The organism is Methylobacterium sp. P5_C11 (assembly GCF_054049775.1).
Map to the genome: position 1 here is coordinate 19,086 of NZ_JBFULS010000011.1, position 13,716 is coordinate 32,801.

The following is a 13,716-nucleotide window of genomic DNA, read 5'->3' on the forward strand; positions in this document are numbered from 1 at the left end:
GCCCCGTCGCGGCATCTGCCTTCGCTTGATGCCGTCGACGAAGCCCGCTTGGCTGCGCAGCGGCCCGAGCCCAGCCGCGCGACATCACCCGTCCCAAGCCACTACAAGTCGGTGCGGCTGGCAGGTCGCGACGACCTCGACGGGGACGCTTTTCCGCCGCGCAGTGCCCGTGAGGTCAACGCTGATGCGCCCGACTGGTCGTCCGAGGACAAGCCGCACGCGAGGCGGCGCCAAAGCGTCGCCGCTTCGGACGGTCTGATGCGTTGGCTCTCCGGACCCGGTGGCCGGTTCTGAGCGATCCCCGCATCCGTCCAGGAGTTCCGTGCATGCCGAAGCCGTTCATTCCGCTGTTCTGCGCCTGCGTCGCCCTGAGTTCGTCCCCAGCCCAGGCGCTGTCGGGGGCGGAGATGCAGCGGCGTACGGCTATCATCGCCGAGCGGTACCTCGCGATCTGGTCCTCGAACGATGGCGGCGCGGTCACAGGCGTCCCGTACATGTACGGGCCGACGGTGCAATTCTACGGACGTCCTTACACGCAGGAGCGGCTCGTCGACGAGAAGCGAGCCGCTATTAGGCAGTGGCCGCTGCGCCGGTACGCTATCCGGCCCGGGACCCTGCGCGTGATCTGCAACGTGCCCAAGGTCAAATGCGCCGCGCGCTCGATCATCGACTTTGTGGTCGCCAACCCGGCTCGAGGCACGCGCAAGTCGGGCTCCGCGCGGTTCGATCTCGGCGTCAGCTATGCGGGCCGGCAGCCGCGCATCCTGTACGAGGGTGGAAGCCTGGGTCGTCATCGTGAGGGGTGAGCCAGGGCCGCCAAGCGGGCAGCCGATCCGTGGGCCTCACCGACCGGGTCCGAACCTTTAAACCAAAGGTGTTCTCAGACCTGCGCCTGATGGGCACGCTGTCCAACTTGTGGGTAGTGGGGCTAGTTTTCGCTTAGCCGCGCTCTGCGGGCGGAGGGAGCATAATAAATCACGGTTATCGTGCCCTTGACCTATGCCCCCATGATGCCGGTGGTGCTACGCAGGCCTCGACCCGCTGCCGGCACAGGCCGAATAAGGCCCAGTGATCAAGGAAGCGGTCCACCTTGCCACGCTGGCATCTGCCTTGGGCGCCGTTGAAGCCAGCGCCGTAGGCAGGTGGGGTTCAGCATGAGCCCCTTGCCGCTTTCATTCTGAGCCCACCACCGCTGTTTTTCAGCATCCTGACAGGCTGTCGAACATCGGGACGTGTATTGCATTCGAGACAGAGACGACTTCCTTGGCCTACATGTACCGCGGTGACGACGCGCACCAGCCCGCCGGATTCAACCGAATGTCGCGCAATGAGGCAGGGCACATAGCTGTCAAAAGCGCCGTGTTGCCTGAGGTTCGGCAAAAGCTCGGCAGGCTGGGCGTATCGACTTACCTATCTGACGTGACGCTCGCCGCCCCCAACTGCGTGGCGCGGTCTCCTGCTATTAAAGAGGCCGCTGCGCCACACCAAGTAGCCGAACCCGGCCGCCGCTGCCGCGGCCGTGGTGATGAGAGCCGCCTCGCTCGACATGATCCCGCCCCCGACGCCTCGCCGCCGCCGGCTCTGCAGCGCGTTCGTCTTGGCGCGCACGTAAGTGCGTGTCGCAGCGCTGATCTCCTCAGGCGAAAACAGCGCGCGGGCTGCCGGGATCAACTCATGCACGTGCCGATGCAGGTGCTGATCGACAAGGAAAGTCACATCTTCGAATGTGTCGAGCCAACCAGCCGAGTGCTTCTTGCGGTAGCGGGTGAGTTGTTGAAGCTGTCGCCAAAACTCCGCATGTCCGTGGTGCAGTTCGTCGATCAGGGCTCGTGTTGTGTTCTCGCGGCTCAGAGGACCATACAGGCTCGCGTCGAGAGCAATCGCATACAATTCTAGCTCGTCCATGAGGTCGGCGAGCAGTCGCTCTCGACTGCCGACTACGCCAGGATTGTTAAGCGCGTAGGGGATCTCGCGGATTAAGCTAGCGACGTTCTCGTGATCGCGCTCGACCAGCTGCCAAATGTCCATGTACGCTCCGCATGTGATCACTACCTCCTAACACCCCGCTGCGACGGACCGTTCCGCACGACTACGCGACAGGAGGTGACGGCGATCGGCCCGCGATGGCGGCGACGACAGGACAGGCGATCAGGCCGCGACGCTTTTCGCACCCCGACAGCCGCGGCGCTCTGAGCGAGCTGCGAGGCCGCTAAGGGCAAGCGAAAACCGGGCTCGGAACCATGTTCCTACGCCGTCGCTTTGGCCTGACGACGCCAAAGACGTGGGTTGTGATCAGCGCAAGTTCGCTGCGCGACACTTCAGGAAGTCAGATGCCGGCCGAGGTAAGTGACCGGCAGTGCGAAAAGGCAGAGAACGTAATCCGTACGGCAGGTAACGGATCATCAACGCGTTGGTCCTGAGATGATCTTGACGGCGCTGGGCAAATTGATCGCTGAAGCTGGTTCACAGATCCAGTACATCGCTTCACGATCGCCGTGGGAGAACTGGTCTTGGGAGAGCTTCAACGGCAAGCTGCGCGACGAGAGCCTGCGTCGGGATATCTTCTACTAGGCCGCGAAGCCTCGCCCGGCCGGTGTAGCCGTGATCCGACCTCAGCGAACCGGCGCGGTCATCTCCGCAACGCCGTTTGCCTCAAACTGTACAAGCCGAGGTCTTGGCTTGACGGTGTCGCCTTCCAGAAGGTCGAGACGAGCGTTGATGGCCTTGATCCAATCCGCGGTCGTACAGGTGCTCAGGAGCGGTTGGACGAACCTCGCGAGGCCATGGGCGAGCATCTCGAGTCTGAGGCCTTTTAAGGCGCCGCCGTGCTCTTCAAAGACGCCGGCAACAGCTTCCCCCATCATCAGCGCTTGACCCGCTCCGGTCGAGCTTTCTGTCTCACCATCTCCTTGAGATCGCTTGGCCAGCATCGGCTTAGGCCTCCGGTGGAGGACATGTTTTCTTTACGGAACGCATGAACGGTTTGCGCGGCTATACCGTTGCGAGCGCAGTCACGTTGGACGGCGATTGACGCTGTCCGGGCTATCAGGGTTCGTGTGATGATGAGCCGATCACCTTCGGTCCGTGCCCACATCCTTAACTTCGTTCCCGACGAGCATCCTGCAGCTTACCGAGCGGGCTTACATCACGACGTGGCGATGCGGTGAAATCGTCGGAGTGGCCTGCGGCGTCTCGGAGGATGAAGATTTGATCGAGCGAGTGGGTGGCCGGCGTCATCCGAAGTGGCGTAAGCCACCCAGCTCAACAGCCGGAGAGTACACGAACACAGCCTGTCCGCCGTCGTCGGGCTGGACGCCACCGTGCCTCGACGAGCGCTTGGCATATGAGTTGGTTCAGGGCCTCGTGCAGTCTGCCATCGCTCAAGGCGTCGACCCAGGCGCGCGCCTTCAGCAATTCCGTACACTGCAGCAGGCCGCGATCGCCATGTCGCAAGACCCTGCCGTGGCGCGTGCCGCTACACAGATCGTCCGAGCAATCGACCTCACACTCCAAGAGTTGTCTGCGGTGAGGTCATAGGCGGCAGATTGATCCTGAGCGGGCGACGCGGCGACGTCCGCTTTCCCGAATTCCCGTCCAGAAGCGGACGGGCCGCTTTCGGCCAGGTCCAGTTGCATGCCTTGGCGCCACCGAACGTCTCAGATGGGTGGGTTTTTGCCGGTCTGCCTCAGGGCGGCGTATGCATCGAAGCGGACATAGCCGCAGAGACCGCTCACGACCCTGAGCAGTCGTCCGGGATGTCAGCGACGACGGACCGCTCACGATAGCATGTTAGACTTTCGAAGAGGTTGCGTCAGCGCCGATTGGCTGGCCTCGTCTCGTCGCCGTTCCGTCCGAGACCGAGGCGGTGTTAATTGACATAGACGCCAGCGCCCACGAGCGCCTCAACACCGTCAACCCGCGTCGCACAGACGTAGCTCCACTTCACGCTGGCGTGGGATTGGCCGGGCTTGGGGAACATGTAATCGACCCAGCCAGATCCAAACTTGCTGACGACCTCGATGAAGTCCCTGTGGAACCGTTTCCCGTCAGCGTCGCGATCGTCGAGGAAGTCCCGCTCCTCGCGGTCCGGGCGGTCAGCGTTGAACAACACGACGCCGTGCATATCGACTACGAACAGGTAGACATCCGCGTAGCGCCAGGAGCTACCCTTCTTCCGGAAATCCGCGAACGCTTTGCTACCCCGTTCCTCCAGAACGTAGGATGCCTTGTTAACCAGGGCCTCGATCTCCGCCGCTTCATGTGGTGGTGGGGGCCTCCTCTGTGCAAGAGCAGGAAATGTTGGGGTTAGGACCAGCAACACGGGCCATGTCACCAGCATCTTGAACATGCCGCTACCTCTTCGCGCCACATCTGGGTCATCCGCTTCATGTTGTAGGCCAGAACCTTGAAGCTCATCCCGGTCCTGACCTTTGCCAGTGTCCGGGTCAGCAAGCGGGTGGCTCCCATCCAGGGCGTCGCCGGCCGAGGCGTTCCGAAATGTTACGCCATCCGTTTGGAACGGGCTTGGTGGTCGTCTGGAGAAATCCACACGTGCAAGCCCTGCTGGAACGCTTCGCTGCGTCGCGGCCTAGCTCACCAAGCCCATCCTGAGGCCAAGCCCTACTTCTTCGGGTATCCGACATAGTAGACCCCGATGACGCCGCTGCTTGCATCGCGGATCGGCTCGTAGCCCGTCGTGTAGGGCTTGCCCAGAATGTCGGCGTCACCGAAATAGGCGTCGCCTTTCGTGATCGCCGCGAAGGCTTTCCCCTTCGGATCGAGAACGGTGCCGATCGCCCGCGAGCCGTCATCCTTCTTGACGTTCGTGGCGACGCGCACAAACTCACCGCCGCTCCTGACGAACAGCGTCGCGGTCCCGCCCACCTCCTTCTGCACGGCGTCCACCACGGCGAAATTGCCGTTCATCTTGGTCTGGCCGAAATAGAGGGCCGGGACGGTCTTTCCGGCGACGGCATCCTCCCCCTTCACGCTCGGAACACCGAGTTCAGCGGTCTTCGCCTTCAGGTGCTGCATGGCCGTCTGGACGTCCTCGGAGGACCCTGCGAATACGCTGGCAGGCATCGAAACGGCCCCGCCGGCCAGGGCAGCCAAAAGGGACAGGGCTAGTAGAGGTGTGTTCATGGCCGTCTCCCTCCGCCTTCGCCAATCGACGTGACGAAAATTCTAGTCACTCTTGTTCGAGTTGCTTGATCAGGAGGGACATCGCCATCAGTTAGACGTCTGAAGCAGAGCCGATGGACTGTTTGCCCTCGTGCTCCCGATCATCGCAGCAGATTGTGACGCTCCATAACGCCCAGTCGGCGAAGGTCTGCTTTCAGCGAGGGAGCAGCCCGTCGCGGTAGCTCGGGCGAATGCCCGCTCTCCACCCCGAGCCGAAGTTGCCAGACGGCTGACGAACGGCCGCTTTGGAGCGACGCTGACTGCGCTCTCGGTGGCCGAGTTGGGTCCTAAACGGGACATCCGCTCAGGGTGGATTTCAGCGGGTCCGCTTTCGGGCGGCAATGCAGAGAAGCGGACGTCGCCGCGGCGCCCGCTCTCGACCCGTTGCAGACCCTCACGATGTCCGCTTCGTGGCTTTCTCGCTTGCCGGTTTGTTATGGGTTGTTTGCTTGATAAAGTCCGTTTTGGCTGGTTCCAGCAGATACCCGAAACAGACCGGTGTCTATAGTCCGCCTGGGCAATACCCAAACTGAACCATGCGGATCGGCTGTTAGGGGTTTGAAACGGGTGAGGAGCCTACCTTCGGCGAGACGGTCGCAACAAACTGCATCACCGTCGAGGGCGGACGTTCGCGGACTGGGCGTTATGCAGCGCTGCCTCTCAAGCAGGGATCCGGCCGTGCGACCTAGAGCGTGGCGCTGGAGCTGCGGGTGACCGGCGGCGGCGCCCAGGAGCCGTTCAGGAGGACGTCCTTCGGCCAGTAGGTGCGGAGCATCAGGATAAAAGGCCCGGCCGGGGCAGGTAGCCAGTTCGCCTCCCGCTGCGCGCCAGGGCTCTCATGCTGGATGAGGAGATCGATCGAGCCGTCCGGGTTCGCCTTGAGGCTGTCGCGCGGGCTCACCGAGGAGCGGTTGAGTGGGTTCTCGACGAAAAAGTAGTCCGCGTCATACATCGTCAACGACCAGAAGCCGTTGACGGGCGGCAATTCGCCCGCTGGGAAGCGCATCACGTACTTCGAGGCGCCGGTCAGGCGACGGCCTGCGGCATCAACGGTGGCCACCGGGTAGACTGCGTCCTGCGGCAAGTTGCAGCCGAGCCCGACCGCCGTCACCAGAGCGCGCTGCAGGTAGTCCTTGCCGTAATCGCCGCCGTCAGTCGTGAAGGTCCAGCCGTTTACATGCTGTCCCGCCGACTTCATGTGCCCCATGATGCGAGGAATGGCCTCTTTCGGCGCCTGCGCGATTGCCTCGCGGGTGGCAGGCGGCAGGCGTGCCGGATCGAAGGGCTGGCCTGGTACGATGCCGAGCGAGGCCATCTTGGCGACCGGAACCCCGTCGGCGAGTGCCGGTGAATTGTCCTTCATCAGAGTGGCCAGCAGGTTGAAGTAGGTCGTCGCATCCATGCGGTTGACCTGCTCACGCACCGCCGTCTTCGTGTCGACGCTCGGATCGACCCGCCCCGGAGGCGGCGTGTACGGCTTGCCGGCCGCGCTCGCCGGGATGAGCCGGTACTGGTCCTGAAGCGCGTGCACTGTCCTGTAATCCTCCGGCGTGCCGGTGCAGTAGGTCCGGCCGAGGATCCAGATCAGGTTGGTCGGCGCCTGGATCAGCTTGGCGCCGGACGGCACGCTGCCGCTCCAGCCGGGTCCGGCGATGAAGTAGGTCTGCGGCCCGGTTCCGGTCGTGCGCTTGCCCGGCACGGCGAAGACATTCGTCCACGCGCTCAGCATCGGCATGAGGTAGTATCGCCCGTGCTCCTCCGGGATGCTGAGAAGGTGCGGCTCGGTCCCGACATCGACGAAGGCGCTGGAGTACAGCGTGTCGGCGTTGGGCGCGGTGACGGCCCGGAACTTCGCGTCCGGATATTCTCGCATGTTGGCGAACTGGCCCATGGGAGCGCCCTTGCCCTCGGGCGCGGCGACGTTGGTGAGCACGCGCCGGGTCATCTCCATGGTGATGAGCGGGTAACCGTAGATGTAGGCGTCCGTCGCCAGCTCCAGCGGATCGGCCACCGCGTTGTTGCCGATGAGTGGCGCATCCTGGGCTGTGCTCTGAGCCCGGGCGAGAGGCAGGCTCGAGCCGACGAACGGGATCGTAGCGGCGCCGGCGGCGAAGATCCGTCTGGTGACATCCATGACCGTCTCCTCGGAATTGCCCGCTCAGGCAGGCGGCTTCAGGAAAAATCTCGATCCCCTAGACGCGCCGAATGCAGCGCCCTCTCGCCGGACCAGCTTTGCCGCCCGTCAGCACAGAGAAAACTTCGGGAGCCACATCGGATCGCGGCGCGCGGCAGCATACTGAAGCTGAGCAAAGCAGCTTGACCGAATGGGACAACGGCTCGGTTCGGCCCGGAAGCGCGCAGTGTGTCTAACGGTCCGATAAGGCTTGCCCTCGCGGAACGCCCCAGTGCGAAGCAGCAGCCACAAACGGCGGTCTGCTAAAGGCGGGCTCAAATCAGACCAATCGCTGCTGGCTTGAACGTCCGTTTCTGTCCGCAGCGTCGAAGGCTGCTCACCGCCCCATCTGGACCTTAGTGAGCAGCAGCCGCTGGTGCAGTGACGCGGACGAAGGGTTAACGCGCGGGATGAGGTGTGTGAGTCTGGGCGATGGCTCGGACCGTCTGCGTTCTTCCTGATGCAGCCGACACGACCCGGCTCATGGCGATCGCCGAGGATCGATCGCGCCCGCTCAAGCATATCCAGCGCGCCTGCATCGTCCTGCTCTCGGCTGAGCGCCTGAGCGTCCAGGACGTGGCCCGGCGGGCGGGCGTCAGCCGACCAGCCGTATGGCGCCGGCAGCGGCGCCACGCCGGGCCGGGCGTCGATGGCCTGCTGCGCGACAAGACGCGTCCGCCCGGCACGCCGCCTCATCCGACCGAGACGGTGGCCGCGGTGCTGGCATTGACCTGCTCGCAGCCACCGGGCGAGGTCACGCACTGGACCGGCCGTGCCGTCGCCCGCGTTGTCGGGATCTCGTCGCGCGCAGTGCAAAGGATCTGGGCGGCCCACCGCCTCCGGCCGCACCGGCTGCGCACGTTCAAACGTTCACGCGATCCCACCTTCGCCGCCAAGGTCGAGGATGTCGTCGGCCTCTACATGGACCCACCCGCCCATGCGGTGATGCTGTCCATCGATGAGAAGAGCCAGATCCAGGCGTTGGAGCGGACCCGCCCCGACAGGCCGCTCGCCCGCGCTCATCCCGTCGCCCAGACCCACGACTATACCCGTCACGGCACCACGACGCTGTTTGCCGCCCTCGACATCCTGGCGGGCACCGTGCTCGGCCGCTGCATGCGGCGCCACCGGAATGGCGAGTTCATCCGATTCCTCAACGCCATCGAGGCCGCCGTTCCGCCCGGCAAGGCGATCCACGCCATCCTCGATAACGTCGCTACCCACAAGTGGACTTGCTTCAGTTCAGTGGAGAGCGGTTTGGTGGGCGATGCCCCTCTCGAACTGGGTGGGGTTTGTGAAGCCGAGTGCCGAGTGACGGCGTCGGGGATTGTAGAAGCCATCGATGTRACGGGCCAGCGCGKCGATAGCCTCGGCTCGCGTCTGGAACGCGGTGCGCCAGACCAAAGGGCACGTCGCAACGCAGCCAGTGCAAGTTCCTTGTGAAGGCGATCGCCCACCGCCCAGCCCACGACCCGTCGGGAGTACAGATCGAGGACCACCGCCAGGTACAGGCTGCCATACGTCTCGTGCGAGAGCGTGAAGGCGGAGCGGACGTGGGCAAGCAGCACGAGAKCCTCGCGCTGSCGCGTCGAKGCCGGGCGGTTCTTCCAGGCGAAATAGCCGCTCGGACTGACGTCGAGGACCTTGCACAGGCGCGCGACCGGGAAGTCCTTCTTCGCCGCGTCGATGAGGCGGAACCTCATCGACTTCCCTGCTTGGCGAAAAAAGCTGTGGCCCGCTTCAGGATCTCCCGTTCCTGACGCAGCACCTCGTTCTCGCGCCGCAGGCGCTTGAGCTCGGCGGCCATGTCCTCCTGCCGATCGGCCGGCGGGTGATCCATCTCCCGCTCACGCCGGCCGTCGATCCAGGTGCGCAGCGTCGAGAGCCCGACGCCGAGATCGGGGGCTACCTCGCGGCGGGACCGCCCGCTCGTCTGCGCCCATCGCACCGCCTCAGCGCGAAACTCAGGGGTAAAGGTCTGCTTCCGGTCTGCCATCGGAAACCCCCTCCTTCAGGAAAAGAGCCCTCCACTTTCTCGAGGCAAGTCCACGGCTGGGCGACGCCTGGGACATTGATACTGGTGCGCTGCGAGCTACCCTCCCGGTGAGCGGAACCGGAGCGGTGCGGAGTGATCATGAGACGGGCGACGGCCAGGTGGCTCGTAGCGGCGCTTGCGGGGGTTGCCAGCCTTCCTGCCGAGGCTCAGGGCGGCCGGGGGAATAGGGTGACTCCCCGTTCGAGGATCCAAGCGCGCCCACCCGCTTTTCCGCAACCGCCAACGACGAGGCTGCGTCCTCCGGACGACGGCATCATCCATTGGAACACGCCGAACAAAGACGGCAACCTGGGCGGTCCTGGGACGGGTGGAAGTGGCGGCGGAGGAGGCTGATCTGCTCGGCCTTCACAATCCGGCGCTCAAGACGCGGCAAGCTGTAGCGGTAGAGGTTGCCTGACGGACACGATGTCAGCCGCGCCGGTGGAGCGTCATCCGAATAGGGGTAGTGTTCCGCAGCACGTCGCGGGTTGATGTCTGGTGCTTAACTATGGCTCGCACCGTCGGCGCCGATAGGACTATGCGGCGTAGGTGCTGGAAGGTCTCCACCATGTTGACTCGCACCGTCATCAGCCTCGCCGCCCCTGTCTTCGTCCTCGCCGCATGGGCCGCTCCGTCCTTGGCCCAACCCGCCGCCAATGGCGGACCGAAGCTCCTGATCCACGGCAACTACTGCGGTCCGGGCAACAATGCCCCCTTGCCGCCGATCGACGCTCTCGATGCAGCTTGTGCTCGTCACGACGCCTGCACGCCCGATGTCGGCCTCCCCTCGAAGGCTTGTAACGTTCGGCTGGAGCAAGAAGCAGCGGCAGTCGCCCGGGATCTGCGTCAACCCGATGATGTTCGCTCCTTGGCGGGCTTCGTAGCCTCGTTCGCTGCGTCCGCCGCTTCCAGCACCGCTCCGTCGGTGCTCCCAGCGAGGCTCGGTCGCTAAGTGACGGGCGGTCAGCTCCCGCCAGCCGGGCCATCGTCCGGCCTCGCTACAGCACAACGTTCCTGAACAACTCGGCGGAAGCTGAGGTGTGGACGTTAGTGTCCGGCCCGGGCTTCTGCACGAGCACCGACACGAAGCCGTTGTTCTCAATGCGTGGGCTACCCACGATACTGGGACCGCCCCTGCCAGGGCAGATCGTCGAGGCGGCGCTGATAGGAGCCGTGGGTCGGATCTGATTGCATTCGGCAAACCGGACAGCACGACGCCTCCGACCGCGGCACGGCCATCACCGTCACTCGCTCGGGCTTGGACACGACCGCGATGACGCGCAACGAGGCCGGAATGAAGGGAAGCAGGCGCTTGGGCATGAGCAGCTCGGGGATGGCATTCATCCCATCGAAATCGCCGCTACGCGCGACGGCTCCCGATAACCCCGTTCCGCCACACGAAATGACGGAGAACCCCAAGTCTCCGCAAATGTGGGCTTTCAAAATTCCCTATCCGGCGGGTTCGGTGGTGATCGGTGATCAGCCGGCGATATAATCAAGGGTCGCCTTCTTGGGTGGCCGGCCGCGGTGCCTTGGAACCGGCGGCGGGGTGAAGTTTACCGGAGCCTATCTCTTCATGACGGTCGGCTCGCCGAGCTAAGCCGACCGGAGCCGACTCGCCCGAGCTTACGTGTAACGCGCCCCGGAGCGGCTCGTCTGGGGCAGCGATGGCCGCATCCGACCTCACTAGCCGACGCGGAGCCGGACGATGCCGTGCTCATAGACCTCTTGGCGGATTGGGGTTCCGACGAGGCGGTGCAGAGCAAAAGCCTGGGTGATCATGTTCGCTTCCAGCGATTGTCTTTGCCAAAGGGAATGGCTGGAATGGGCGCACTGCTGCCGGGCTGGGTTTGGAGCCCCTCAACACTGAAGCCGAGGGGCCGATCGCTCAAATCTCAGTTCCTTCGACCAAGGTCAGCGCATCCTCGACGTCGACCCTAAGGTAACTGACTGTACTCTCGATCTTGGTATGGCCAAGCAGGGTCTGGACGGCGCGCAGATTGCCAGTCCGCTTGTAGATCAATGACGCCTTCGTGCGACGCAGGGAATGGGTCCCGTAGTCCTCGCTTCGCAGCCCGATGCCCCTGACCCATTCATCGACCAGACGCGCATACTGCCGGGTGCTGATGTGCGTGACGCCGTCGAGCCTGCTCGGGAAGGCATAATCATCGAGCGTTCCGCCCCTGGCCTCCAGCCATTCCAGGATGCTGGTGCGAGCGGGTTCGAGCAACTCGAACTGCACCGGCCGGCCGGTCTTGCGCTGGATGACGATGGCCCGGCTACGAACGCGACCACCGCTGACGAGGTCGCCAATCTTGAGCTTGACGATGGCGCCGCCGCGCAGCTTGCTGTCGATGGCGAGATCAAACATCGCGCGGTCGCGCACGCGCCGTTTGCGGTCGAGCCAGAAACGGATGGCCCAGACCTGCTGCGGTTTGAGGGCGCGCTTGGCGCCCAGGTTACGGCCAGCGTTCCAGGCGGGTCGCCCTTTCGTGGCCGGATCGTATGCGGAGTGTCCCATCGCCCTCCTCCTCGTCGGCCCATGCCGACGAGGCGAGAAGACGCTCGAACTGATGCTTCGTATGAAGGCCAGCCTAAGCAGACGGGCGGGTTGCGACCCAAGATCGCCGTTGACGTCCGTACCGGAGCTCCTCGAAAGCGTTCGTTCAATCGAGTACTTCGTCTGGGTCCGTCCGTACCTGTGTTCCGTATCCTGGCTGCATTGAGCTCTCCGACGCGGCACACGAGTATCAGCTCGGTCAGCTCGAATTTGGTGAGGAGGGCTGTCCGAGGCCGAGGCATTTTATGAAAGCGCCGAGGTAAGTTGCGTCCGATGTCACATTCGGCCTCAGCGCGTCGTCATCCTCGTGGACCAATCACGTGGAGAGCTTGCGATGGGGAAAGCAGTTCCGGTGCTGGCCGGCCTTTTCGGCGCTGGACTGGTGGGCAATGGCGCCTTCATGCTCGCCTCACCTGAGGCATGGTACTTCGCAGTGCCAGGCGTGACGACGACAGGCCCATTCAATCAGCATTTCCTACGCGATATCGGGCTGATCTTCGTTCTGATCGGGTCGGGACTTGTGTACGGTGCGCAGAGGCCCAGCTCGCGTGTGCTGCTTTGGAGCATCGGCGCGATCTGGCTCTCAGGGCATGCGTTGTTCCACTTCTGGGAAGTTGCAGTGGGCATTTGCGGGCCGGAAGTGCTGTCCCGCGACTTCCCCGCAGTGACACTTCCTGCGCTCATTGCGATTGCCCTCAGCGTCTGGTCCCTTCGCCATGCCGACCATTGACGATCCGACCCTCGTCTTCGAACAGGAGCGGACGCGGCTCGTCCGGCTCGCCTACCGCATGCTCGGTTCATACGGCGAGGCCGAGGATGTCGTACAGGACGCCTGGCTCCGCTGGCGGCACGTCGACCATACTGGTGTTTCGTCAGCCGGCGCATTCCTGTCGCGAACGGTGACGCGGCTCTGCCTGGACGTCATGAAGTCTGCTCGCGCACGGCGAGAGACATACTTTGGAACTTGGTTGCCCGAGCCCGTTGCCATGGCACCGGACGACGTCTCTGGCGATGACCTGACACTCACGCTGATGCTCGCTTTGGAGCGGCTCTCGCCTCTAGAGCGGGCTGCGTTCCTCCTGCATGACGTCTTCGCGGTCCCACTCGGGGAGATCGCAGCAGCACTTCAGCGTGAACCGCCGGCTATCCGCCAACTCGCAGCGAGAGCGAGAAGGCACGTGCAGTCGGCACGTCCACGCTTCCCCGTCGACAAGGAAGAGGGCGCACGCATCGCGAAAGCTTTCTTCGAGGCATCGGCGACAGGCGACGTCGCGGCGCTCCGCAGCATGCTCGCCGATGCCGTCATCGTGCACTCCGATGGTGGCGGGAAGGTCCACGCATTTCCGCGGCCCATCATCGGCATCGACAAGGTCACGCGTATGTTCGAGGGCGCTGCGCGAAAGTCGTGGATCCAGCATGCGCAGAAGCTGCAGGAACTCTGGATCGATGGGCTGCCGGGCTATCTCAGCCTGGAGCCGGGCGGAACCCTTCAGACCGTTGCGCTGGATATCCAGGGGGGCTTGATCGTCGGCATCTACTTTACCCGCAATCCGGACAAGCTCGAACGGATGGCGAGGCTGTTCGGAGGAGCAGCGGGAGCGCGGATGCCGCACTGAACCTCACCGCCGGGCGATTGCGAGTTCCCTACGGCAAATCGCCGAGAATGCACAGAGCGGGTCGAGGTCGCCGGCGTGGTGGATGCCGGCGAAGGACGAGATGTTCTTGTGTGGGGAGAAGTAAGTCTCGCCAATTTGGCCGAATCGTCGA

The 13,716-nt window shown here is 64.0% G+C and carries 11 protein-coding genes and 3 pseudogenes; 6 read left to right on the forward strand and 8 right to left on the reverse strand.

Features of this window, described 5'->3' with window-relative positions:
* The first annotated feature begins 326 nt into the window (after positions 1-326).
* The gene (locus ACXJKQ_RS08500; protein WP_457105324.1) at positions 327-806 is read left to right on the forward strand and encodes a hypothetical protein; all 480 of its coding nucleotides are present in this window, start codon (positions 327-329) and stop codon (positions 804-806) included.
* A 604-nt stretch (positions 807-1,410) separates the two neighbouring features.
* On the opposite strand, the gene ACXJKQ_RS08505 is transcribed toward ACXJKQ_RS08500, so the two are convergent.
* Entirely contained in the window at positions 1,411-2,028 is a 618-nt protein-coding gene (locus tag ACXJKQ_RS08505; protein ID WP_457105325.1) for a hemerythrin domain-containing protein, read from the reverse strand.
* Positions 2,029-2,412: 384 nt separating this feature from the next.
* Here ACXJKQ_RS08505 and ACXJKQ_RS08510 point away from each other — a divergent pair.
* Positions 2,413-2,568, forward strand: a pseudogene (locus ACXJKQ_RS08510) (integrase core domain-containing protein); the annotation flags it as partial.
* Positions 2,569-2,612: 44 nt separating this feature from the next.
* On the opposite strand, the gene ACXJKQ_RS08515 reads toward ACXJKQ_RS08510, so the two are convergent.
* From ACXJKQ_RS08515 to ACXJKQ_RS08530, 4 genes are all read right to left on the reverse strand, one after another.
* The gene (locus tag ACXJKQ_RS08515) at positions 2,613-2,930 is read right to left on the reverse strand and encodes a hypothetical protein (RefSeq protein WP_457105326.1); all 318 of its coding nucleotides are present in this window, start codon (positions 2,928-2,930) and stop codon (positions 2,613-2,615) included.
* A gap of 938 nt (positions 2,931-3,868) precedes the next feature.
* On the reverse strand, positions 3,869-4,348 hold the full coding sequence (locus ACXJKQ_RS08520) for a cache domain-containing protein (RefSeq protein ID WP_457105327.1): 480 nt from the start codon (positions 4,346-4,348) through the stop codon (positions 3,869-3,871).
* 272 nt (positions 4,349-4,620) lie between these two features.
* Complete coding sequence (locus ACXJKQ_RS08525; protein ID WP_457105328.1) at positions 4,621-5,142, reverse strand: Cache 3/Cache 2 fusion domain-containing protein; 522 nt, start codon at positions 5,140-5,142, stop codon at positions 4,621-4,623.
* A 724-nt stretch (positions 5,143-5,866) separates the two neighbouring features.
* Positions 5,867-7,315 (reverse strand): DUF1254 domain-containing protein, encoded by a 1,449-nt coding sequence (locus ACXJKQ_RS08530; protein WP_457105329.1) that lies wholly within the window; start codon positions 7,313-7,315, stop codon positions 5,867-5,869.
* Between the two features lie 471 nt (positions 7,316-7,786).
* On the opposite strand from ACXJKQ_RS08530, the pseudogene ACXJKQ_RS08535 reads away from it, so the two are divergent.
* A pseudogene (locus tag ACXJKQ_RS08535) lies at positions 7,787-8,581 on the forward strand (IS630 family transposase); the annotation flags it as partial.
* A gap of 15 nt (positions 8,582-8,596) precedes the next feature.
* Here the strand turns inward: ACXJKQ_RS08535 and ACXJKQ_RS08540 are convergent.
* A pseudogene (locus tag ACXJKQ_RS08540) lies at positions 8,597-9,350 on the reverse strand (transposase).
* 607 nt (positions 9,351-9,957) lie between these two features.
* On the opposite strand from ACXJKQ_RS08540, the gene ACXJKQ_RS08545 reads away from it, so the two are divergent.
* A complete protein-coding gene (locus ACXJKQ_RS08545; protein ID WP_457105330.1) occupies positions 9,958-10,341 on the forward strand; it encodes a hypothetical protein in 384 nt (127 codons plus the stop codon).
* Positions 10,342-10,499: 158 nt separating this feature from the next.
* Here ACXJKQ_RS08545 and ACXJKQ_RS08550 read toward each other — a convergent pair whose 3' ends face one another.
* Entirely contained in the window at positions 10,500-10,733 is a 234-nt protein-coding gene (locus ACXJKQ_RS08550) for a hypothetical protein (protein WP_457105331.1), read from the reverse strand.
* Positions 10,734-11,277: 544 nt separating this feature from the next.
* Positions 11,278-11,910 (reverse strand): tyrosine-type recombinase/integrase, encoded by a 633-nt coding sequence (locus ACXJKQ_RS08555; RefSeq protein WP_457105332.1) that lies wholly within the window; start codon positions 11,908-11,910, stop codon positions 11,278-11,280.
* Positions 11,911-12,283: 373 nt separating this feature from the next.
* Between ACXJKQ_RS08555 and ACXJKQ_RS08560 the strand changes: the two genes are divergently transcribed.
* Both ACXJKQ_RS08560 and ACXJKQ_RS08565 read left to right on the forward strand, forming a co-directional pair.
* Entirely contained in the window at positions 12,284-12,679 is a 396-nt protein-coding gene (locus tag ACXJKQ_RS08560; RefSeq protein ID WP_457105333.1) for a hypothetical protein, read from the forward strand.
* On the forward strand, positions 12,666-13,565 hold the full coding sequence (locus ACXJKQ_RS08565; protein WP_457105334.1) for a sigma-70 family RNA polymerase sigma factor: 900 nt from the start codon (positions 12,666-12,668) through the stop codon (positions 13,563-13,565). Before ACXJKQ_RS08560 ends, ACXJKQ_RS08565 begins: the two co-directional genes overlap by 14 nt.
* The last annotated feature ends 151 nt before the right edge of the window (positions 13,566-13,716 follow it).